Source organism: Paraoerskovia marina (assembly GCF_900105445.1).
Classification (GTDB): domain Bacteria; phylum Actinomycetota; class Actinomycetes; order Actinomycetales; family Cellulomonadaceae; genus Paraoerskovia; species Paraoerskovia marina.
Map to the genome: position 1 here is coordinate 827,852 of NZ_LT629776.1, position 20,095 is coordinate 847,946.

Here is a 20,095-nt window from a genome sequence, read left to right on the forward strand (position 1 = left end):
CACCCGGTGTCACAGTGGCGGCATGAGCAACCAGTACGGACGGGCCTACCTGTTGCGCCACGGTGAGACCGAGTGGAGCCGCGACGGCCGGCACACGGGCCTGACCGACCTTCCGCTGACCGAGCGGGGTGAGCGGCAGGCACGGGCCGCGGGGCCGATGCTCGCCGACCGCGACATCAGCCACGTCTTCGTCAGCCCCCTGCAGCGTGCACGGCGCACGGCCGAGCTGGCCGGGTTCAGCGACGTGCAGGTCGACGACAACCTCGTCGAGTGGGACTACGGGGTCACCGAGGGGATCTCCACGCTGCAGATCCGCGAGATCGTCGGGTACGACTGGGAGCTGTGGTCCGACGGCGTGCACATCGACCTCCCGAAGAGCGCCCAGGTCGTCGACCCGCCCAGCCCCGGGGAGACCGTCGACGACGTCGCGCGGCGGGCCAGCGCCGTCGTGCGGCGGATCGAGCCGCACCTCCGCGACGGGCAGGACGTGCTGATCGTCGCGCACGGGCACCTGCTCCGGGTCCTGACCGCGATGTGGCTGGAGCTCGCGCCGGTCGACGGGTCGCGGTTCGTGCTCGAGACGGCCACCGTCAGCACGCTCGCGTTCGAGCGCGAGCGCCACGTGATCGCCGGCTGGAACGTGCGGGAGGACTGACCGCGCACGGCTCGCGCACGCGGACGGCCCCGGGGTGCACGGCATCCGTGAGGGCGGACGCCGTGCACCCCGGGGCCGGGTGCGGGTTCAGCGGTTCTCGGTCAGCAGGCCCCGAGGTCCTGCCAGACTCCCCACTGGCTCGGGGCCGGGGTGTCGCCGAGCGTCCACCACTTGGCTCGCCAGAGGTGCCCGTCGTGGCTGACCTGGTTGCCACCGGTGTAGACGGTCGAGCCGGACCAGGCCGCCGCGGAGCAGTCCGGCGGGGTCGTCGTCGGGTCGGTGGTGGGGTCGGTCGTCGGGTCGGTGGTCGGGTCCGTGGTCGGGTCCGGCGTCGGGTCGGTCGGCCCGGTGCCGTTCACGTTGAGGTCGACGCAGTTGTAGAACGCCATCGCGGTGTTCGAGACGTTCCAGCGGGCGAGGACCGTGTGGTTGCCGCTCGGCAGGCCCGTCAGCGTGTGCGAGATGTTGCTCGGCGGCTGCTGGCCGTTCTGGTTGAACGTCTTGAACAGCTTGCCGTCGACGAAGTACTCCCACGTGCTCGTGTTGTGCGCGGCGGTGAGCTTCCACTTGAACGTCACCGACGACCCCGTGGTCGTGCGGGGCCACGGCTTCGAGCTGTCGTCCAGGATGTCGAACCCGCTGCCGCCGGAGCACTGCATCGACCCCTTCGGGGCCTCGACGGACTGGGGCTCGTACTTGATGGCGCCGCAGTCGAACGACGTCGCGCCGTTGGCGCAGTTGTCCTGGCGGCTGGGCGGCGAGGTGATCCAGCCGTGCGCCTCGGCGGACGGCGCGACGAACGCAGGGGCCACGACGGCGCCCGCGAAGGCGAGAGCGAGGACGACGACGGCGGCACGGACGCGGCCTATCGGCGTGGAACGGACTGTTGATCTCAAGGACATGAAGGGCGCTCCTCGGGTCGACGGGATCTCGGACCTCCTCGTCCGAGACGTGGGCGGCGTCGGTGCCGCAACCGTTGTCGACGCTAGGGAGGCCGGGTGCGCCCGGCAATCGTGGAGGTTCCGTACGGGGACACCCGCACGGGCCGCCCCGCAGGGTGCGTACACAGGCCTTTGCGCAGGTGAGCGTGCAGTTCGGGGCGCGGCCCCGTCGAATCGATTCGGGTGGGGCGTAGGGCAATCTGCGGGAACCACGTAGGCGCTCGCGGCCCCCCGAGAGCCGACAGGGGGCAGAGACACGACAGCGGGGTTGCCGACCGTGTCGACAACCCCGCCGCCGGCGCGACGTGAGGGGGAGTTCACGTCATGCCGGGTCTATCGGTGGATCGGCTCAGCAGGCGCCGAGGTCCCGCCACACACCCCAGTCGCTCGCGACCGGGGCCGAGTTGGTGGTCCACCACTTGGCCTGCCAGAAGTGGCCGTCGTGGATCACGACGTCACCGCCGACGTAGACCGCCGAGTCGGACCACGGCTCACCGGAGCACTGGCCCGGGTCGGTCGTGGGATCCGTCGTCGGGTCCGTGGTGGGGTCGGTCGTGGGATCCGTGGTCGGGTCCGTCGTCGGGTCCGTGGTCGGGTCCGTCGTGGGATCCGTGGTCGGGTCCGTCGTGGGATCCGTGGTGGGGTCGGTCGTCGGGTCCGTGCCCGGGTCCGTCCCGTCCGCGGTCACGGTGATGTCGACGCAGTTGTAGAACGCCATCGGCGTGTCGGCGATGTTCCAGCGCGCGAAGATCGTGTGGTCGCCCTCGGGCAGGCCGGTCAGCGTGTGGCTGATGTCCTTCGGCGGCTGCGCGCCACCCTGGCTGCGGGTGTCGAAGAGCTCTCCGTCGACGAAGTACTCCCACGTGCTCGTCGAGTGGTTCGCGGTGAGCTTCCACTGGAACGTCACGTCGCGGCCGGTGACGGTGCTCGGCCACGCGAGCGACTCGTCGTCGAGGATGTCGTATCCGCTGTCCCCGGAGCACTTCATCGAGCCCTTGACGGCCTCGACGGACTGGGGCTCGTACTTGATGCCACCGCAGTCGAACGGCGTCGCGCCGGTCGAGCAGTTGTCCTGGCGGCTCGGTGGCGAGGTGATCCAGCCGTGCGCCTCGGCAGACGGTGCGAGCGCCACCGGGGCGACGATCGCGCCTCCGATCGCAAGCGCCAGCGTCACCACCGCTGTGCGTACGCGCCGTGCGGCGCTACTGGTCATGGTCGTGCTCGTCATCAACACTCCCTGGTCGGGTGAAGTGGCGGCAGGGAGGAGTCCCTCAGGGGCCGACGTCGGCGCCGGCGCTCACCACCCGGGGAACGCTATGGATGGCTGCAGGTGGGCACAATTGTGCGAATTGCGTACGCAGGAGTGCGTAGTCAGGCCCCGGCGGGGCGTTCGGCGCGTGCGCCGGAGCGCTCCGGGAGCGCGGCATTCCGGGCATTCTGCCGTTCGCGCGCCGTGGTCCGGGCGCGGGGGCGGCCGGTTGTCGCGTCGGTGTGGTCCGTGGTGCCGACCGGCCAGATGGCGACGAGTGCGGCTGCAAGTGTCACGACGGCAGCCACGATCACGAGGAATCCGTTCCCGTGCGCCCAGGCGAATCCGGCACCCACGCCACCCAGCAGGGCGGTGACGCCCGCTGCGAGAGTCGTGCGCATCATCGTGGCTCCTGAGGTGCTCGGTGTGGTGGTCGTTCCTGGTTACCTGTTCCATGACACGTCGGATCGGCGCGGGTCGCCACCGCAGCACCCGATCGTCACCGGGTCGTGACCTGATCGATAGAATCGACCACCGGCGGAAGGAGCCACGTGAGCAACCGGCACAAGATCGGCGAGGTCGCCGAGCGGACAGGGCTCTCCCTCCGCACGATCCGCTACTACGAGGAGGTCGGCCTGGTCCGGCCGACAGCCCGGACGGACGGCGGGTTCCGCCTCTTCACGGACGACGACGTCGCCCGGCTCGAGGTGCTGAAGGGCATGAAGCCGCTCGGCTTCTCCCTCGACGAGATGCGCGAGCTCGTCGACGTCCTCGACGGGCACGGGGGCGCGGACGGGCGGTCGAGCGAGGCGACGCTCGCCGAGTTCCACGCCCGGGCGGTCGACCGGTGCGCGTCGCTGCGGCGCAAGCTCGCGAGCGCCGAGGCGCTGACCGAGGACCTCGGTCGACGGTTGGAGGGCGGCAGGGGGTAGAACCCTCCCGCAACGTCAGGGTAGGCTCTGGTCGTCTCCGTCGCGTGCGCCGTCGTCCGTGCGCACCCGGAGGCGTGCGCGTCGACGCGCCCCACCTCTTGCCCTGATCGAGGGATCCCCGTGCGCGGGCGTCCCGCCCGAACGAACGGATCCACATCGTGTCTGCCGCTCCCGTGAGCCCTGCCGTCCCCGAGGCGGACGAGGCGAACTCCGTCCTGGCCGCGCTCAGGTCGCCCCGGCGGCTGCGCACCGAGGTGCTCGCCGGGCTCGTCGTCGCGCTCGCCCTGATCCCCGAGGCGATCAGCTTCTCGATCATCGCGGGCGTCGACCCGCGCATCGGGCTCTTCGCCTCGTTCACCATGGCCGTCTCAATCGCGTTCCTGGGCGGTCGCCCGGCGATGATCTCGGCGGCCACGGGTGCGATCGCCCTCGTCATCGCCCCGGTGATGGCCGAGTACGGGTACGACTACCTGATCGCGACCGTGCTGCTCGGCGGGCTCATCCAGGTGCTCCTGGGCGTGCTCGGCGTCGCCAAGCTGATGCGGTTCATTCCCCGCTCGGTGATGGTCGGCTTCGTCAACGCGCTCGCGATCCTGATCTTCTCCTCCCAGGTCCCGCACCTGCTCGGGGTGCCGTGGCTGGTGTACCCGATGGTCGCCGTCGGCATCGCGATCATGGTCTACCTGCCGCGCGTCACCACCGTGATCCCCGCCCCGCTGATCGCGATCGTGCTGCTCACCGTCGTCACCGTCGTCGGAGCGCTCGCCGTCCCGACCGTCGGCGACGAGGGCGCGCTGCCGGAGTCGCTGCCGGCGCTGTTCTTCCCCGACGTGCCGATGAACCTCGAGACGCTCCAGATCATCCTGCCGTACGCCGTCGGGATGGCCCTCGTGGGCCTGATGGAGTCGCTGATGACGGCGAAGCTCGTCGACGACGTGACCGACACGCACTCGAACAAGACCCGTGAGGCCTGGGGCCAGGGCGCCGCCAACATCATCACCGGCTTCTTCGGCGGCATGGGTGGCTGCGCGATGATCGGGCAGACGATGATCAACACCAAGGTGTCGGGCGCGCGCACCCGGATCTCGACGTTCCTCGCGGGTGTGTTCCTGCTGATCCTCGTCGTCGGGCTGGGCGACGTCGTCGCGATGATCCCGATGGCCGCGCTGGTCGCCGTGATGATCATGGTCTCGGTCGGCACGTTCGACTGGCACTCGATCCGGCCGGGCACACTGCGCCGCATGCCGAAGTCGGAGACGGCGGTCATGGTGACCACGGTCGTCGTCACCGTCGCCACGGACAACCTCGCGATCGGCGTGGTCGTGGGCGTCGTCGTGGCGTCCGTGCTCTTCGCGCAGCGCGTCGCGCACTTCACGACCGTCACCCGCCTGGACGCCTCCGACGACGACGGCCAGCGCGTCTACGCCGTCACCGGCGAGCTGTTCTTCGCCTCGTCGAACGACCTGGTCTACCAGTTCGACTACGTCGGCGACCCCGCAGATGTCGTCATCGACCTGTCGGGCGCGCACGTGTGGGACGCCTCGACCGTCGCCACGCTCGACGCGATCACCCAGAAGTACGCCTCGAAGGGCAAGACCGTCACGATCCGCGGTCTGAACGAGGACTCTGCCGCACGCCACGAGCGGCTCGCGGGGAACCTCGGCGCCGGGCACTGACCGCGGGCGCTGAGGACGGGCACTGACGGCGGGCGCCGCCGTCGCGCCGGTCGCGGCCCGGCCCGTGGCGCTGCTCAGGTCGCGGCGCTGAGCCGCTCGGTCGCCTCGAGGAACGCGATGTCGCGGGCCACGCGCAGGCCGCTGATCAGCGCCCCCTGCAGCACCGACTCCTCGCCGAGCGAGGCCGTCACGAGGTTCGGCCGCATCGGGGTGATCTGCTCCATGCGTGCGGTCAGGGCGGGCAGCAGTGCGTCGAGGTTCTGCCCGACGCCGCCGCCCACGACGATCATCTCGGGGTCCAGGAGCGCGGCGACGCCCGTGACGACGTCGGCGAGCTGGCGTGCCTCGGTCTCGACCGCCGCGACCGCGCGCGGGTCCCCGGCGGCCGCGAGCCGGAACACCTCGGCGGCGGTGACGTCGTCGTCGAGCCCCTCGTCGACGGCGTACCGCACCACCGAGTCGGCGGCCGACCTCCACTCGAGCACGCCACGCCTGCCCTCGGCGGCGTGGTCGTCGATGCGCTCGCCCACGGGCATGAAGGCGATCTCGCCCGCGGCCCCGGTCGCACCCTGATAGGTCTCGCCGTCGACGATGATGCCGAGCCCGATCCCGGTGCCGACGTGGAGGTAGGCCATGTGGCGGGTCCCGACGCCGGCGCCGGTCGCGTGCTCCGCGACGGCCGCCAGGTTCGCGTCGTTCTCGATGGCGAACGACCCGCCGATCCGTGCAGCGAGCGCGCCCGCGAGCCCCGGCCGCTGCCACGCCGGGAGCTGGGCCGCGAACATCAGCGCCTGCTCCTCGGCCTGGAAGACGCCGGGCGCGGCGATCAGCGTGTGGGTGGACGGGCCGGTGATCCCCGCCTGGGCCCGTACCTGCTCGGCGGCCGCGCCGACGGCGTCGACGAGGTCGTCCGGGGCGGCGGTGTTGGGGATGTCGAGGCGCGCGAGCCGGTCACCCGCCAGGTCGGCCACGGCGAGCCGGATCCACCGGCGGCCGATGTCGACGGCGGTCACCGAGCCGGCGGTGGGGTCCGGCTCGTACACGACGGCGGGCCGGCCGGTCGTCGTCTCGGGTCGGCCCGCGGCGCGGACGAGACCGCCGCGCTCGAGGTCGCTGAGTGCGGCGAGCACCGTGGGCTGTGAGAGGCCGGCGCGTCGGGCGAGCTGCGGCCTGCTGAGAGGGCTGGCGTCGTACAGGTGCCCGAGGAGCACCTGGCGGTTGACGGTGCGCATTCCGGCGGGCTCGACGGCGGCGGCGAGCGCTGCGGTGGGTCGGGCGCGCAGGCGGTCCGTCGGGCCGCCTGGGGGAGTCGCGGTCATTGCTTCCTCATTGACAGGTAGGAGACTTTATTAAAGACTCTTCATCATGACAGGTCTCGCGCGCGGCGTGATAGCCATCGACATCGGTGGGACGAAGATCGACGTCGCCCTGGCAGGCCCGGACGGCGCCGTGCACGACCGCCAGCGCCTGCCCACCCGCGCGGGCGACGGTCCCCGCCAGGCTATCGCCCGCATCGGGTCGACGGCGCGGGATCTCGGCGCCGGCGCGAGCCGGTTCGGCCTCACCGTCGCGGGGGCAGCCGCCGTCAGCCCGGGGGTGGTGCACGACGGCGGCCTGCAGCTGGTGCCGACGATGCCCGGCTGGGACGACTACCCCCTCGCGCAGGAGATCGGCGCCGAGCTCGGATTCTCGGACGTCCCCGTCTGGAACGACGTGCACGCCGCCGGCCTCGCCGAGGCACGGAGCGGGGCCCTCGTCGACGCCGACCCGGGGCTCTACGTGAACCTCGGCACCGGCGTCTCCGCCGCGATCGTCGTCGGTGGCACCGTCCTGCGCGGCGCGCACCGTGCCGCGGGCGAGATCGGGTACCTCACGCCGCACGAGTCCGCGCTGACGCCCGTCGGGACGGCACCGCTCGAGGAGATCGTCGGTGGCGGGCTCCTCGGCCCGCGGATCGGGGCGCTGACCGGGCGTGCCCTCACGTCGGCCGACGTGCTCGCGAGCACCGACCCCGTCGTCCAGGGGCTCGTCCACCAGGCCGTCCTCACCCTCGCCCGCGAGATCGCGAACATCGCGGTCACGCTGGACCCCGCCGTGGTCGCGATCGGCGGGGGGATGACCGCCGCGGCCGGCCTGATCCTGCCCGTCGTCGAGGCCGAGGTGCGCCGTCGCGTCCCGTTCCCGCCCGCCGTCGTCCTGGCGTCCTACCGCACCGACGCCGCGTTGCACGGGGCGGTCGCCCTGGCACTCGGTGCCGTCGACCGGATCCCGGCCGCGTCGTAGCGCCGGCACCCCCACCGCTCAAAGGAGAGACCGTGTTCCTCGAGACCGTCCGGCGTCGCAACCCCGGCCTGATCGCCGCCGCCGTCGCCCTGCACCAGGCGGGCAAGATCCCCGCCGGGACGTACGTCTACGACCTGGACGCCGTCGGGCACAACGCCCGGACGCTGGCGGCGGAGGCCGCGCGGCTGGGGCTGACCCCGTACGCGATGCTCAAGCAGGTCGGCCGCAACCCCGACCTCACCCGCACCGTCCGGGCCGCGGGGATCGGCGCCTCGGTCGCGGTCGACACCGCCTGCGCACGGGCCACGACCTCCGCGGGGATGCCGCTCGGGCACGTCGGGCACCTCGTCCAGGTTCCCCGGCACGAGGCGGCGGCCGTCGCGGCGATGCAGCCGGCGCAGTGGACCGTCTTCAGCCACGAGAAGGCGGCCGAGGCCGCACGCGCCGCACGGGAGATCGGCCGCGAGCAGGACCTCCTCGCACGCATCCACGCCGACGGCGACGAGTTCTACGTCGGCCACGAGGGCGGATTCGCCGCCGACGACGTCCTCGCCGTCGCCGACCGCGTCGACGCCCTCGACGGCGCCCGGCTGGCCGGTGTCACCACGTTCCCCGCCCTGCTCTTCGACGCCGAGGCCCGCACCGTCCGGCCCACCCGCAACGCCGCGACCCTGGCCCTGGCCGCCGCGCGACTGCGGGACTCTGGCCGCGACGTCGTCGTCAACGGGCCCGGGACGACGTCGACCCGCACCCTCGCGACACTGGCCGAGCTGGGCGTCACCCACGTCGAGCCCGGGCACGCGCTGACGGGGACCACGCCGTGGCACGCCGTCACCGACGGCGACGACGACCTGCCAGAGATCCCCGCGGCCGTGCACGTCAGCGAGGTCAGCCACCACCACGGCGGGCGCGCGTACTTCTTCGGCGGCGGCCTCTACGTCGACCCCGTGCTCGGGCGCAGCCCCGTCCACGGCCTCGTCGGGTCCGACCCGGACGGACTGACCCGCCTGCCGGCAGAGCTCCCGCCGCGCGAGGCGATCGACTACTACGGTCAGCTCGACCAGGAGCGTGGCAGCGCGGCCGCGGGCGACACCGTGGTGCTCGGCTTCCGCGGGCAGGCGTTCGTCACCCGCGCCTGCACGGCCGGGGTCACAGGGGTCTCGACGGGGGACCCGCAGGTCGCCGGCATCTGGGCGTCCGACGGCAGCGCGGTCGCGTGGCCGGTGTGAGGACCGCCCAGACCGTCCTCGGCCCGGTCCCGACGGCCGAGCTCGGGCGCGTCCTCGTCCACGAGCACCTGCTCGCCCTGACCCCCGGGCCGTGGCTCGCCGGCGCCCGCGGGGACGACGACGCCGCGCACGCCGCCGACCAGGTCGAGCGCGCGGTCGCAGCCCTCGCCGGGGTGCGGGAGGACGGGTTCGGGACGGTCGTCGACCTCAGCCCCTACGGCGTCGTCGGACGCGACGAGGACGGGAAGAACGTCGTATGGCTGCAGGAGATCTCCCGCCGCACCGGGCTGCACGTCGTGACGGGGACAGCGGTGTACCTCGAGGCGTTCAGCCCGCGGTGGGCCGTCGAGGCTAGTCTCGACGACATGACGGCGCGGTTCGTCCGCGATGCCACTGGGGGCGTCGCGGGCACTGGGGTCCGCGCCGGAGTGCTGGGGGAGCAAGCCACCGGTCTCGGCGTCGTCACGCTGCACGAGGAGAAGTGCCTGCGTGCGGCGGCACGCGCGCACGCCGAGACCGGACTTGCCCTGATGACCCACACCACGCACGGGACGATGGCGCTCGAACAGGTGCGGATCCTCCGCTCGGAGGGTGCCGACCTCGACCGTGTCGTCGTCGGGCACATGGACACCCACCCGGAGACCGACTACGTCCGCCGGGTACTCGACACCGGGGTGCGCGTCGCGTTCGACACGGTCGGCAAGCAGCTCTGGGACTTCCGCGTCGAGCCTCTGCCCGCCCGGCTCCCCGACGGCCCGATGGTCAAGGACGCCTATCACCGGGCCGACGCCACCCGGGCCGCACGGATCGCCGCGCTCGTGGCGGACGGCTGGGCCGAGCGGATCGTCCTGGCCCACGACCTCACGGGCGAGGAGGTCTACCTCAACCCGCAGACGCACGGGCGCTGGGGCTACCGCTACCTCGCGGGGCCGTTCTGCGACCTGCTCCGCGCGCACGGCGTGACGGACGAGCAGATCGACCTGATGCTGCGCCGCACACCCCAGGAGATCCTCGGAGTCTGACGTGCTCCGGTGGGCAATCCCCCGCACCGGACGGGTGTTTTGGCACACTAGGGGTGTGAACGACGGCGAAGATACAGCCCATCACACGGACGCCGAGGCGGCAGGGGCCGCACTCGGGACGGTCGACCACGCCGTGCGCGACGCGACCGACGACGACGCAGCCGGCATCGGAGCCGTCTACGAGTACTACGTCCGTGAGTCCACCGCGACGTTCGAGACCGACCCTCCGGACGTCGAGTTCTGGCGCGAACGGATGCACTCCACGCAGTCCGAGGGGTGGCCGTTCGTCGTCGCCGAGGGGCCGGACGGAACCATCCTCGGCTGGGCCTACGTCGGCTGGTGGCGTCCCCGCCCCGCCTACCGGTACACGGTCGAGACGAGCATCTACCTGCTGCCCGGACAGGCGGGCAAGGGCCTCGGGAGCGCGCTCCTGCAGCGCGTCCTCGACGGGTCCCGGGCCGCCGGTGCCCGTGAGGCCGTGGCGATCATCAGCTCCGGGGCCTCGCCCGCCTCGCGCAAGCTCCACGAGAAGCTGGGATTCCACGAGATCGGCCGGCTGACCGACGTCGGGTACAAGCACGGCCAGTGGCTCGACACCGCCATCATGCAGATGCACCTCGGTCCGGGGCCCGAGGAGCCGTAGCCCGCTCAGAGCTGCTGGCGCACACCCGCCTCCCGGGCGATGCCCTCGACCTGCTCCTCCATGTCGTCACGCAGCGGCTTGCGGCCGTCGCCGCGCCGCATCACGGGCAGCTGGGTGCGCGACCCGCCCTCCTCGAGGACGAACCCGAGGGCCGCGTAGAGCGCGAGTGCGGCGAGCGCCAGCCCGAGGGCGCCGGCCGCGACGTCCCACGCGCTCACCGCCGTGACCTGGGCGACGCCGGTCAGCGCGAACCGGACCGCGGAGCCGATCATGATTGCCGCGGCCAGCGGCTTGCCCCGTCCGGCGGAGGCGGGCACGAGCATCGCCACGCCCGCCGTGAGCAGCAGGACGCCCAGCGCCGGGCTCGTGGACCCGGGCGGCGACGTCAGCGTCGTGACCGCGAGCATCGCCCAGACCCCCGACACCATCGCCATGCCGGTGCCGGCGATCGGGTCGCGCGCACCGAAGCCGATGATCGCGGACAACAGCTGGAGCGGAACGGTCAGGACTAGGACGGCGAGCGCCATCGTCGACGCCTCGCCCTCGCCGACGATCCCGAGCTGGAGGGTGCTGAAGCCGACGGTCCCGAGCGCGAGCGCCATGAATCCGAGGGGGAGAGGATTGCCGGTCGGGCGGAGCACGATCCGGGTGAGCTGCAGCTCTTCGCTGCGGGTCCGGTCGGTGTCGGTGGTGTCGTCCATCGCCCCACCGAACACGGTCGCTGGCCTGCCCACAAACGGGCGACGAGCCGGTGGGGGTGCTCCGGGGGGCTCCGGGGCGTTACGTCGGCTCGGAGCGCAGCCTCGGCTCGGTGCGGTTGGCCGGGTTGAGCCCGGCCTTGTCCGCGTAGAACGCGCGGATCGCGTCCATGTCGGCGCGCACGTCGCCGGTGGCACGCAGCGTGACGCCGAGGCCCGTCGTCATGGTCGTGCGGTCGACGTAGCCGAGCGTGATGGGCAGCCCGGAGTCCTGGGCGATCCGGTAGAAGCCGGACTTCCAGTACTCGCCGGCGCTGCGGGTGCCCTCGGGGGTGACCACGAGCGAGAACTTCTCACCCGCACGGAGGCGTTCGAGCACCTCGTCGACCACCCGGCTCGGGTCCCGGCGGTCCACGGGGATGCCGCCGAGCCTCCGCATGATCGGCCCGCGCCAGCCGGTGAACAGGGTGTGCTTGCCGAGCCACCGCATCGGGATCTCCTCCTGCCAGGTGATCGCGAGCATGAGCACGAAGTCCCAGTTGGAGGTGTGGGGTGCGCCGATGAGCAGGCGCGGCTCGGTGACCTTGGGGTCCTGGGGGACGAACGTCCAGCGGCTGAACCGCCAGTAGGCGCTTGCGAGTCTGCGGCGGATCATGTGCTCACGGTACTCGGGGTCGTGGCGCACGGTCGTCGTGCGTGCCGAGCGGCACGTTGGTGTCGTCACGCGACCCGGGTGGCAGCAGCAACGTGCCGCTCGGCGGCCGAGGCCGCGTCAGCCCATCTTGCTGTCCCGCGGGCGCATCGTCACGACGTCGGCCGACCGCCGGTCTCCGGGTCGGTCCATCCCGCTCGTGGTTCCGTACCGCGCGGCGGCGGGGCCGGCGGTCGCGCCGTGCAGGATCACGGAGAGCAGGACCGTCGTCGCGATCGTCCCGACGGCGAACTCGACCTCGGGCCGCTCGGTCAGCTCCTCGAGGGCGAGCAGGGCGAACACCACGGACGCGAGCCCGCGCGGGCCGAACCAGCCGAGGAACGCGACGTCCTGCCAGCTCAGGTGCGTGCCCATCAGGGAGATCGCGACGGGCACCGCGCGGATCAGGGTCAGGCTCAGCAGCGAGTACCCGACCGTCGCGACGGACAGGTGCGTGACCGCGATCGGCACCAGGGCTGCACCGAACAGGAACCAGACCACGAGCGTGAGCAGCTCTCCGCCGAGCTCGCTCAGCTCGGCGAACTGCTCCTGCTCGCACTCCTCCCGGTCGGCCACGATGCCGAAGATCAGACCACCCGCGAACGCGGCCACGAACCCGTTGCCGTCCACAGCGACAGCGGCCGAGAACGCGGCGATCGCGGTGGCGAAGGTGCCGATCCGCAGTGTGCCGACCTCGGCCCACCCGCGCCGCGAGGAGGCGGTCAGCGCCCAGGCGCCGAGCGCACCGATCGCGAGCCCGATCCCGACCCCGAGCCCGAGCTCGAGCAGCGCCTCCGGGATCCCGAGCTCCTGCGCGTCGGCTCCGTCGAGGGACTCGGCAGCCAGCGCGATCGCGAGCGCCACGACCGGGGTCGCGAGCCCGTCGTTGAGCCCGCTCTCGACGTTGAGCGCCGTGCGGAGCTTGGCGGGGACCCGCCGGTCGCTGATCACCTGGGCGCTCAGCGCGGCGTCGGTGGGGGCGAGCGCCGCGGCGACGAAGAACGCGAGTTCCCACGGCAGGTCGGTGAGCATCAGGACGGCGAGCCCGGTGCCGAGCGCGAGGGTCAGCGGCATGCCGATCAGGAGCATGCGCGCGGGCAGCCCTGCCGAGCGGCGCAGGCTCTTGAGGTCGATCCGGACGGCGTCGGAGAAGAGGACGAGCGCCAGGGAGAGCTCGGCGAGGGTGTGCACCGAGCCGGTCTCGACACTGACGGGCAGGATGCCCCACGCGTCGTTGGCGAGCAGGGCGCCCGCGGCCACGAAGATCAGCGGGCCGGTGATGTCCCGCCGGGCGAGCGCCCCGGACAGCGCGGACCATCCGAGGATCAGCAGGGCCAGGGGAGCGAGGAGTGCGACGCTCATCGCTCGACCTCCTCAGCGGATAGGGGAGGCGGCGGGCCGCCGGGTCAACGTCTGGATCCTGACGCTACCCGGCTCCCGCCGGAGCGCTACCTGACCCAGGAAACCGTGACCGGGTACTCCGTGGCCTCGGCGCGCTGGACCTTCTGGTAGTTGATGATCCCGAAGACCACGGAGACGACCCAGACCCCGAACGTGACGAGCGTTCCCAGGAACCCGAGGGGCAGGACCGCGGCGACGACGTAGACGATCAGGGCGAGGAGTTGGAAGTTCAGCGCCTTCTTGCTCTCCTCGGCGACGTAGGCGCTGCGCTCGCGGAAGACGAGCCAGATCACGAGCGGTGCGAGGAACCCGAGGATCCCGCCGAGCAGATGGGAGAGGCCGGCCCACTGCCGCGTGTCGGAGTCGGACAGGGGCTGCGGTGCCGAGGCAGGCGGGGGCGGGGGAGGCGTCTGGGACATGGGTTCTCCTGGTGATCAGGTCGGGCGGATGGGGCCAACCTACCGATCCCGCCTCCCGACCCGGTCCCGGGGCCAACCCGCGGACCTGCGGCTCGGCCGCCGCCCGAGCGCGCGGCCTACGGGGCGACGTCGGCCGCGACGCGGAACCCCATGTTGCCGGTGCTGGAGTCGGGGGTGTTCGAGCTTCGCGAGTCCACGCGATACCGCCAGCAGTAGGAGTCGTGGCACAGGTGCGAGCCGCCGCGGGTGACGCGTGCCTGCCCGTGCTCGGGGCCCGTGGGGGCGTGGCGTGGCGAGCGCGCGTACCAGGTGGGGTCGAACCAGTCGGCGCACCACTCCCACACGTTGCCGGTGACCTCGTAGAGGCCGTTGCCGTTGGGCGGGAACGTGCCGACCGGGCAGGTGCCGCGCCACCCGTCCTCGCCGGTGTCCTCGCGGGGGAAGACTCCTTGGAAGACGTTCATCCGGTGCTCGCCGCCGGGCTCGCGCTCGTCGCCCCACGGGTAGTGGCCGTGCTCGCCGGCGCGTGCCGCGAACTCCCACTCCGCCTCGGTGGGCAGGCGCGTGCCGCTCCAGGCGCAGTACGCCAGCGCGTCGTCGTGGCTGACGTGCACCGCGGGGTGGTCCTCCTGGCCGACGACGTCGTTGCCCGGGCCGTACGGGTGACGCCAGCTCGCGCCGATCACCTCGCGCCACCACGGCACGGCGGCGACGGCGCGCGTCGGCGGGTGGTCCGGCGGCAGGTAGGCCGCGAAGACGAAGGACGAGTTGAACTGCTCGGCCGTCGTGACGTACCCCGTGGCCTCGACGAAGGCGGCGAACTGCTCGACGGTCACCGTGTGGGCCGCGATCGCGAACGACGACACCTCGACCTCGTGGGGCGGCCCCTCGCCGTCCGAGGCGTACCCGCGCGGGTCGTCGGTCCCCATCAGGAACGTGCCTCCCTCGATCGGGACGAGGGTCGGCATCGGGGTGGCCCCCGTCGGCGACCGACGGGCGGCGGGCGGTGCCCCGAGGGTGACGGGCTGCGGTCCGCCCGACGTCGCGTGCTCCCGGTCCGCGGACGGGGCGCAGCAGCTGGGGCGCGCCTCGGTCGAGTGGTCGGTCTCGTCGTGCGGCATGGGTGCTCCTCGTCGTACGGTCCGGGCCACGCCAGTCTAGGGACGGCGTCCGGGTGCGCGACGCGGCAGCACCCGCGACGATGATCCGATGACCGACGCCGAGGCTCCGTCCGACGACGCACCCACGGTCTCGCCGTGGAAGAAGGTGGCCCTCGGAGGCGTCGTGGTCCTCCTCGCCGCTCTGCTCGTCGTCGCGTTCACGCCGCTCTTCGACGACGACCTCTCGGGCGAGCCGGAGGCGATGCTGACCTACGACGAGGCGGTGACGGCGGCGACGGCGCTCGAGGCACGAGACGGGGACGACGTCGCACCCGAGTGTCGCTCGCGGGTGGTCGACCAGGGTGAGCGGACCGCGAAGGCCGTCGTCCTGCTCCACGGGTTCACCAACTGCCCGGCGCAGTTCGAGGTGATCGCCGAGGCGTACGCCGACCAGGGCGTGAGCGTCGTCGTCCCGCGGTTGCCGCACCACGGGCTGAGCGACCGCCTCACCGATGACCTCTCTGAGCTGACGCCGGGGGAGCTCGTCGAGCTGACGGGGGACGCCGTCGACATCGCGGCCGGTCTCGGGGACGAGGTCACCGTCGTGGGGCTCTCCGCCGGTGGCTCCCTTGCCGCGTGGGCCGCGGCCAACCGCGACGACGTCGACGAGGCCGTGCTCATCGCGCCGCTGGTCGCGCCCAAGGTGCTGCCCGTCCCCGTCGTCGAGCCGTTCGCCCGGCTCGCGCGGCTGGGGCCCGACGTGCACCTGTGGTGGGACGGCGACCTGAAGGGCGATCTGGCGACGCCGCCGTACGCCTACCCCCGGTACTCGTTGCGCTCGCTCGGCGCGGTGCTCGCCGTCGGGCGAGCGGCCCACGGGGATATCGGCCGCGACGAACCCCTGGATCGCCTGGTGGTCGTGACGAACGAGAACGACGGCGCGGTGAGCAACGCCGCCGTGGGGATTCTTGCCTCCGCCCTCGTGCAGGTCGCGGACGCGGAGACGATCTACGTGTTCCCCGAGGACCTGGGGCTCGGGCACGACGTCGTCGACCCGGAGGGGGAGGACAAGGACGGCCTGCCCGAGTCGTACGCCGTGCTCGGCGACCTCCTCGACCTGCCGGACCTCGTCGACCGGCTCGACGACCGCGAGGGATAGCAGCGACGTCGTGGCGGCCGGAGCGCGAGCCCCCCCGTGCATGATCAGGACAGTCGATCCGCGTCACGCCGGTACATCGCGGCATGCCCCCGGAGCTCAGGGTTGTCGGTGGCGGCCGGGGTGACGTCGTCGGGCGCGGGTGAGTCCTCGCACCAGCCGCAGATCCGGTAGGCGAGGTACGCGAGGTCCCAGGCGCGGGGGCCGGGCGAGGCCATGTCCACGTCGATGAACCCGACGACGCGCTCGCCGTCGTGGACCAGGTTGTACGGCGCGACGTCGTTGAGGCAGATGACCTCCGCGGGCTCGTGGACGGCAGACCTCCACGTCGCGCCGACCGTCGAGAATCCCGCGGAGACGTCGTGGACCGCACGCAGCATCGCGCCCACCTCGAGGCGGGTCCGCCGTGCCCACACCCAGGCCGCGTGCGGCCCGCTGGCTGTCTCGCCCGGGGTCCAGCTCAGGATCTCTCGCCCGCGGCCGTCGACCCCGAGCGGCGCCGGGACGGTCAGGACACCGTGGGCGCGGACCCACGCGAGCCACGCGTGGACCGTGGGGGTCCAGGGCCCTGCGGACCGGCGCACGGTGTCGCCGGAGCGCACGACCTCGTTGACGTTCCCGCCGCTCAGGGGCTGCTCGTGCTCAGAGTCCGCGTCGAGGTGCATCCGTCGATGCTGCCGTCCGGCGGTCGTCCTGCGCCACCTCATTGCGCCGCGACAGTGCCATGACGATCAGGCCCGCGCACAGCGCCCCCAGGGTGCCGAGCGTGAGGTCGCCGAGCGTGTCCTGGTACGCCACGTCGAGCTCGGTGCCGTGGCGGATGAAGGTGTACCACTCACCGAGCTCCCAGCAGATCGCGAGGATCGCACCGGCACCCGTGATCATCAGCACCTGCGCCCAGTGCGGGCGGATCCGCTGCCCGATCAGCAGGCCGATCCCCGAGAGCAGCAGGAGCCAGTTGAAGAAGTGGTTGGCGTCGTCCCACCAGACGATCGTGTCGTAGAGGTTGAAGCTGTTGCCGGTCACGTCGATCAGGAACGGGAGCATGATCAGCGTGAACGCGCCCCACGGCGGCCGGGCGGAGCTGTCACGACGTCGGACGACGAGCCACCACAGCGCCGGGGCGAGCAGCATCATCACCGGATAGGCGACGAGCCGCGCCCCGAACGCCTTGTCCGCGAACCGCTCGATCCCGGGCCACCACTCGGCGACGGCGAGCTGCCCGACGGTGAGCACGACGACGAGGACGGGCACCCACACGGGGACGGTTCGCCGTTGCATAGACGGATAGTGGCAGCATTCGCGCCCGACGGCGCGTCAGATCTCACGCTCGAGGACGTCCGCCAGGAGGCCGGGGCGGCTCAGCGGCAGGAGGTGCCCGCCCGGCATCTCGACCACGTCGAGGCCGAGGCGCTCGCGGGCGACGCGTCGCTGGAGCTCGGGCGGGAAGAGCCGGTCGTCCCGGCCCTGCACGACGACGGTCCGCGTCCCGGGCCAGCGCGTCGCCGGCCAGGGCTCGGCGAAGGACCGGGCCGAGGGCTCTCTCGGCGCGGCAGCGAGCGCGCGTCGTCGTACCGCGTCGGGGACGTCGTGGAAGAAGCCCTCGACCGGGTCGAACGGCCCCAGTCCCGCAGCCTGTCGTGCGCGCTCGTGCCCGACGGCGTCCCACCACTCACCCGCCGACTCGCCGGGGAGCGGGATCATCGGGTTGAGCAGCACGAGGACCCGCACCGGACAGCGCTCGCACACCAGCGCACCGACGTACGCCCCCATCGACAGCGCGAGGACGACGACGTCGTCGGCGGGGTCGAGAACCTCCACGGCCAGGTCGCACTGGTCGGCCCAGCCGAGGCTCTCGTCCTGCGCCGGGAGGTCGAGGGGGATCGCGCGGTAACCCCGCCGCTCGAGCTCGGGTGCGAGTTCGCTGAAGACGGACGCGTCGCCCCCGGCGCCGGGGATCAGGAGAATCGTCGGGGCCGACCCGTGCTCGACGGGGGTCTGGTTGCGAGGCATCGGTCACGTCCTTCCGGCTCGACCGGCTGGCCGTGTCGAGGGCCGCGGCGCGCGGGTGCGCAGGTCTGCGCCCGTACGAGGCGCTGATCTCTCGATTCTGGCGTGCCTCCGCCGTCGTGCAAGACGGGCCTCTCCGTCGCGCGCCGGTGGATCTGGCAGGGCGGCGGCGCCGGTGTCGGGGACACTAGGAGAGACACTGCTTGACGAGATTGAGGAGTCCTCCGTGCCACAAGGAACTGTCCGCTGGTTCGACGCCGACCGTGGGTTCGGCTTCATCGACCTCGGGACCGAGGCCGACGACCTGTTCGTCCACGCCTCCGAGATCGTCGGCGACGACGGTCCGAAGCAGCTCCGGGAGGGGCAGGCCGTCGAGTTCGAGGTGCGTCAGGGTGACCGTGGTCCGCAGGCGCGCCACGTCGTCGTGACCGGTGAGCGGGCCGCCGACGCGCCGCTCGGCGTGCTCGGCACCGTGTCCTGGTACGAGCCGGCCAAGGGGTACGGCTTCATCACGCCCGACGACGGTCGCGGCGAGATCTTCGCGCACAGTTCCGCCATCGTCGGGGGCGGCGTGATCACCGAGGGGCAGCGCGTGGCGTTCCTGGTGGTCCCGGGTGAGAAGGGGCCGCAGGCGGACCACCTTCTCCCGCTCGGCGCCGAGGCGACGCGCCCGGCCACCGACGGCGCCGACGGCACCGTGACGTGGTTCGACGACACCAAGGGCTTCGGGTTCATCGCGCCCGACGGCGGCGGCGCAGACATCTTCGTGCACGTGAAGGCGCTCGGCGGCGGGCTGACCGAGCTCGACGAGGGTGCGCGCGTGACCTACGACGTCGTCGAGGGCGACAAGGGTCCCAACGCCCGCAATGTGCAGCTCGTCGGTGGCTCCCGTCGCTCGCACGCGGCGCCCGACCGCGGCCGGTCCACCGGTCGGTCCTCCGCCGGAGGTCCCGTGCGCGGCGGCGAGGGCACGGTCTCGCGCTACGACGCGGACCGCGGCTTCGGCTTCATCACCCCCGACAGCGGTGGCGACGACCTGTTCGTGCACGTCTCCGTCGTCCGCGGCGACGAGGTCCTGGAGCAGGGAGACCGGGTCCGGTTCAAGACCCGCCAGAGCGACCGCGGGCCGCAGGCAGACGGTGTCGAGCTGATCTGACCGGGCGTCGTCCGGCACGAATCACGCATGATGCGTTGCGAACCGGGGCCTTCTCCGCTGCCACAGAAGGATCCTGCGGGTAGTCGCGAGAGAGGTCGCGCAGGGGCGGTGTGCTGTGGACCAGGCTGTCGCTGAGGCTCGCCTGACGGGGCGACGTGGGCGGAGATCCGCGCTGCCGTCGTTGCGTCACTCTCGATCTCGACCGGCGACGGTGCTCTCGTCGCTGTTCCCCAACGCGACGAGATTCCTCAGCGTGGCCGGAGCATTCGGCCAGGACGTGCCTGGCTCGCGTCCCGGCGATTGCTTCGGGCACGGCTGTGAGAAACTCCGTGTCCAGTCGACGTGGAATTGAGTCGGCTGGACGTGTCGAGCGGCATCCTCGGAAACCTTGCATCGTGGGCAAGATGCGGTCGCTCCAAGGGCCCAGCCGACGGTGGAATCACTGAAGGCGACACTCGATCGCAAGAGGTGCTGATCACAGGAAACACATTGAAGGGGCGATAGTCGTGGGAACCGTTGGTACACGAACTCTGGTGGTCGGCACTGTGCTCGTTGTTATCGGGGCGTTGTCCGTAATCTATGTTCCTGATATCTACGGCCTGGTGACCAGGCGCAATGCCGGTGGGGTGGTCGAAGTCGGAGACGCCGTGGCGAACTATCGGGGCGCAGAGATTCTCAATATCGTCGTGACAATCGTTCGATCATCGTTCATTGCGATCGGCTCTTCGCTCATCGGGGCCGGGGTGGTTATCAAGGTGTTGAGCCGCTACGTCGATGACAACGCTGCGGAGGATCGTTCGGACAGTTCCGAGCAACGGCCTATCTGAACCTGCA

General features: G+C 72.1%; 22 protein-coding genes. 10 read left to right on the top strand and 12 right to left on the bottom strand.

All coding sequences use genetic code 11. From position 1 onward, the window contains the following. Positions 1 to 22: 22 nt before the first annotated feature. Positions 23 to 655: a histidine phosphatase family protein gene (locus tag BLU20_RS03685; protein ID WP_083371633.1), complete on the top strand. Its 633-nt coding sequence runs from the start codon at positions 23 to 25 to the stop codon at positions 653 to 655. A gap of 101 nt (positions 656 to 756) precedes the next feature. Here BLU20_RS03685 and BLU20_RS03690 read toward each other — a convergent pair whose 3' ends face one another. The 3 genes from BLU20_RS03690 to BLU20_RS03700 all read right to left on the bottom strand — a co-directional run bounded on the left by BLU20_RS03690 (position 757) and on the right by BLU20_RS03700 (position 3,249). Beyond that, the gene (locus BLU20_RS03690; RefSeq protein ID WP_083371634.1) at positions 757 to 1,557 is read right to left on the bottom strand and encodes a lytic polysaccharide monooxygenase; all 801 of its coding nucleotides are present in this window, start codon (positions 1,555 to 1,557) and stop codon (positions 757 to 759) included. Between the two features lie 388 nt (positions 1,558 to 1,945). Then, positions 1,946 to 2,824, bottom strand: a complete 879-nt coding sequence (locus BLU20_RS14440; protein WP_083371635.1) for a lytic polysaccharide monooxygenase — start codon at positions 2,822 to 2,824, stop codon at positions 1,946 to 1,948. A gap of 143 nt (positions 2,825 to 2,967) precedes the next feature. Beyond that, positions 2,968 to 3,249 carry a hypothetical protein gene (locus BLU20_RS03700; protein ID WP_083371636.1) on the bottom strand — a complete coding sequence of 94 codons (282 nt, stop codon included), beginning with the start codon at positions 3,247 to 3,249 and terminating at the stop codon, positions 2,968 to 2,970. Positions 3,250 to 3,396: 147 nt separating this feature from the next. On the opposite strand from BLU20_RS03700, the gene BLU20_RS03705 reads away from it, so the two are divergent. Continuing rightward, a complete protein-coding gene (locus BLU20_RS03705) occupies positions 3,397 to 3,777 on the top strand; it encodes a MerR family transcriptional regulator (RefSeq protein WP_083371637.1) in 381 nt (126 codons plus the stop codon). A gap of 158 nt (positions 3,778 to 3,935) precedes the next feature. Beyond that, entirely contained in the window at positions 3,936 to 5,453 is a 1,518-nt protein-coding gene (locus BLU20_RS03710) for a SulP family inorganic anion transporter (protein WP_407946468.1), read from the top strand. Positions 5,454 to 5,527: 74 nt separating this feature from the next. Here BLU20_RS03710 and BLU20_RS03715 read toward each other — a convergent pair whose 3' ends face one another. Further along, a complete protein-coding gene (locus BLU20_RS03715) occupies positions 5,528 to 6,772 on the bottom strand; it encodes an ROK family transcriptional regulator (protein WP_083371638.1) in 1,245 nt (414 codons plus the stop codon). Positions 6,773 to 6,818: 46 nt separating this feature from the next. On the opposite strand from BLU20_RS03715, the gene BLU20_RS03720 reads away from it, so the two are divergent. The 4 genes from BLU20_RS03720 to BLU20_RS03735 are packed head-to-tail and all read left to right on the top strand — an operon-like array spanning position 6,819 to position 10,630. Continuing rightward, positions 6,819 to 7,736, top strand: a complete 918-nt coding sequence (locus tag BLU20_RS03720; RefSeq protein ID WP_083371639.1) for an ROK family protein — start codon at positions 6,819 to 6,821, stop codon at positions 7,734 to 7,736. 32 nt (positions 7,737 to 7,768) lie between these two features. Continuing rightward, positions 7,769 to 8,965: an alanine racemase gene (locus BLU20_RS03725; protein WP_083371640.1), complete on the top strand. Its 1,197-nt coding sequence runs from the start codon at positions 7,769 to 7,771 to the stop codon at positions 8,963 to 8,965. Next, the gene (locus BLU20_RS03730) at positions 8,962 to 9,987 is read left to right on the top strand and encodes a phosphotriesterase family protein (protein ID WP_083372894.1); all 1,026 of its coding nucleotides are present in this window, start codon (positions 8,962 to 8,964) and stop codon (positions 9,985 to 9,987) included. Before BLU20_RS03725 ends, BLU20_RS03730 begins: the two co-directional genes overlap by 4 nt. Before the next feature lie 55 nt (positions 9,988 to 10,042). Next, complete coding sequence (locus BLU20_RS03735) at positions 10,043 to 10,630, top strand: GNAT family N-acetyltransferase (protein WP_172829002.1); 588 nt, start codon at positions 10,043 to 10,045, stop codon at positions 10,628 to 10,630. 5 nt (positions 10,631 to 10,635) lie between these two features. On the opposite strand, the gene BLU20_RS03740 is transcribed toward BLU20_RS03735, so the two are convergent. The 5 genes from BLU20_RS03740 to BLU20_RS03760 all read right to left on the bottom strand — a co-directional run bounded on the left by BLU20_RS03740 (position 10,636) and on the right by BLU20_RS03760 (position 14,960). Beyond that, a complete protein-coding gene (locus BLU20_RS03740) occupies positions 10,636 to 11,331 on the bottom strand; it encodes an acetate uptake transporter family protein (protein ID WP_157270291.1) in 696 nt (231 codons plus the stop codon). Positions 11,332 to 11,410: 79 nt separating this feature from the next. Continuing rightward, positions 11,411 to 11,983 (bottom strand): 1-acyl-sn-glycerol-3-phosphate acyltransferase, encoded by a 573-nt coding sequence (locus tag BLU20_RS03745; RefSeq protein WP_083372895.1) that lies wholly within the window; start codon positions 11,981 to 11,983, stop codon positions 11,411 to 11,413. A 117-nt stretch (positions 11,984 to 12,100) separates the two neighbouring features. Next, positions 12,101 to 13,381, bottom strand: a complete 1,281-nt coding sequence (locus tag BLU20_RS03750; protein WP_083371642.1) for a cation:proton antiporter — start codon at positions 13,379 to 13,381, stop codon at positions 12,101 to 12,103. An 86-nt stretch (positions 13,382 to 13,467) separates the two neighbouring features. Next, on the bottom strand, positions 13,468 to 13,839 hold the full coding sequence (locus BLU20_RS03755; protein ID WP_083371643.1) for a DUF4870 domain-containing protein: 372 nt from the start codon (positions 13,837 to 13,839) through the stop codon (positions 13,468 to 13,470). A gap of 116 nt (positions 13,840 to 13,955) precedes the next feature. Beyond that, on the bottom strand, positions 13,956 to 14,960 hold the full coding sequence (locus tag BLU20_RS03760) for a formylglycine-generating enzyme family protein (protein WP_083371644.1): 1,005 nt from the start codon (positions 14,958 to 14,960) through the stop codon (positions 13,956 to 13,958). An 88-nt stretch (positions 14,961 to 15,048) separates the two neighbouring features. Here BLU20_RS03760 and BLU20_RS03765 point away from each other — a divergent pair, with 88 nt between their 5' ends. Continuing rightward, on the top strand, positions 15,049 to 16,098 hold the full coding sequence (locus tag BLU20_RS03765; RefSeq protein ID WP_083371645.1) for an alpha/beta hydrolase: 1,050 nt from the start codon (positions 15,049 to 15,051) through the stop codon (positions 16,096 to 16,098). 44 nt (positions 16,099 to 16,142) lie between these two features. Here the strand turns inward: BLU20_RS03765 and BLU20_RS03770 are convergent, their stop codons facing one another. Genes BLU20_RS03770 through BLU20_RS03780 form a run of 3 tightly spaced genes read right to left on the bottom strand, consistent with a single transcriptional unit; the run spans position 16,143 to position 18,108 of the window. Continuing rightward, the gene (locus BLU20_RS03770; RefSeq protein ID WP_083371646.1) at positions 16,143 to 16,760 is read right to left on the bottom strand and encodes an aminoglycoside phosphotransferase family protein; all 618 of its coding nucleotides are present in this window, start codon (positions 16,758 to 16,760) and stop codon (positions 16,143 to 16,145) included. Further along, a complete protein-coding gene (locus tag BLU20_RS03775) occupies positions 16,738 to 17,376 on the bottom strand; it encodes a hypothetical protein (protein WP_083371647.1) in 639 nt (212 codons plus the stop codon). Before BLU20_RS03775 ends, BLU20_RS03770 begins: the two co-directional genes overlap by 23 nt. Before the next feature lie 36 nt (positions 17,377 to 17,412). Further along, positions 17,413 to 18,108, bottom strand: coding sequence for an alpha/beta fold hydrolase (locus BLU20_RS03780; RefSeq protein ID WP_083371648.1), 696 nt, complete (start codon positions 18,106 to 18,108; stop codon positions 17,413 to 17,415). Positions 18,109 to 18,331: 223 nt separating this feature from the next. On the opposite strand from BLU20_RS03780, the gene BLU20_RS14275 reads away from it, so the two are divergent. Then, complete coding sequence (locus tag BLU20_RS14275; RefSeq protein ID WP_083371649.1) at positions 18,332 to 19,261, top strand: cold-shock protein; 930 nt, start codon at positions 18,332 to 18,334, stop codon at positions 19,259 to 19,261. 533 nt (positions 19,262 to 19,794) lie between these two features. After that, complete coding sequence (locus BLU20_RS03790; protein WP_083371650.1) at positions 19,795 to 20,088, top strand: hypothetical protein; 294 nt, start codon at positions 19,795 to 19,797, stop codon at positions 20,086 to 20,088. Positions 20,089 to 20,095 lie beyond the last annotated feature (7 nt).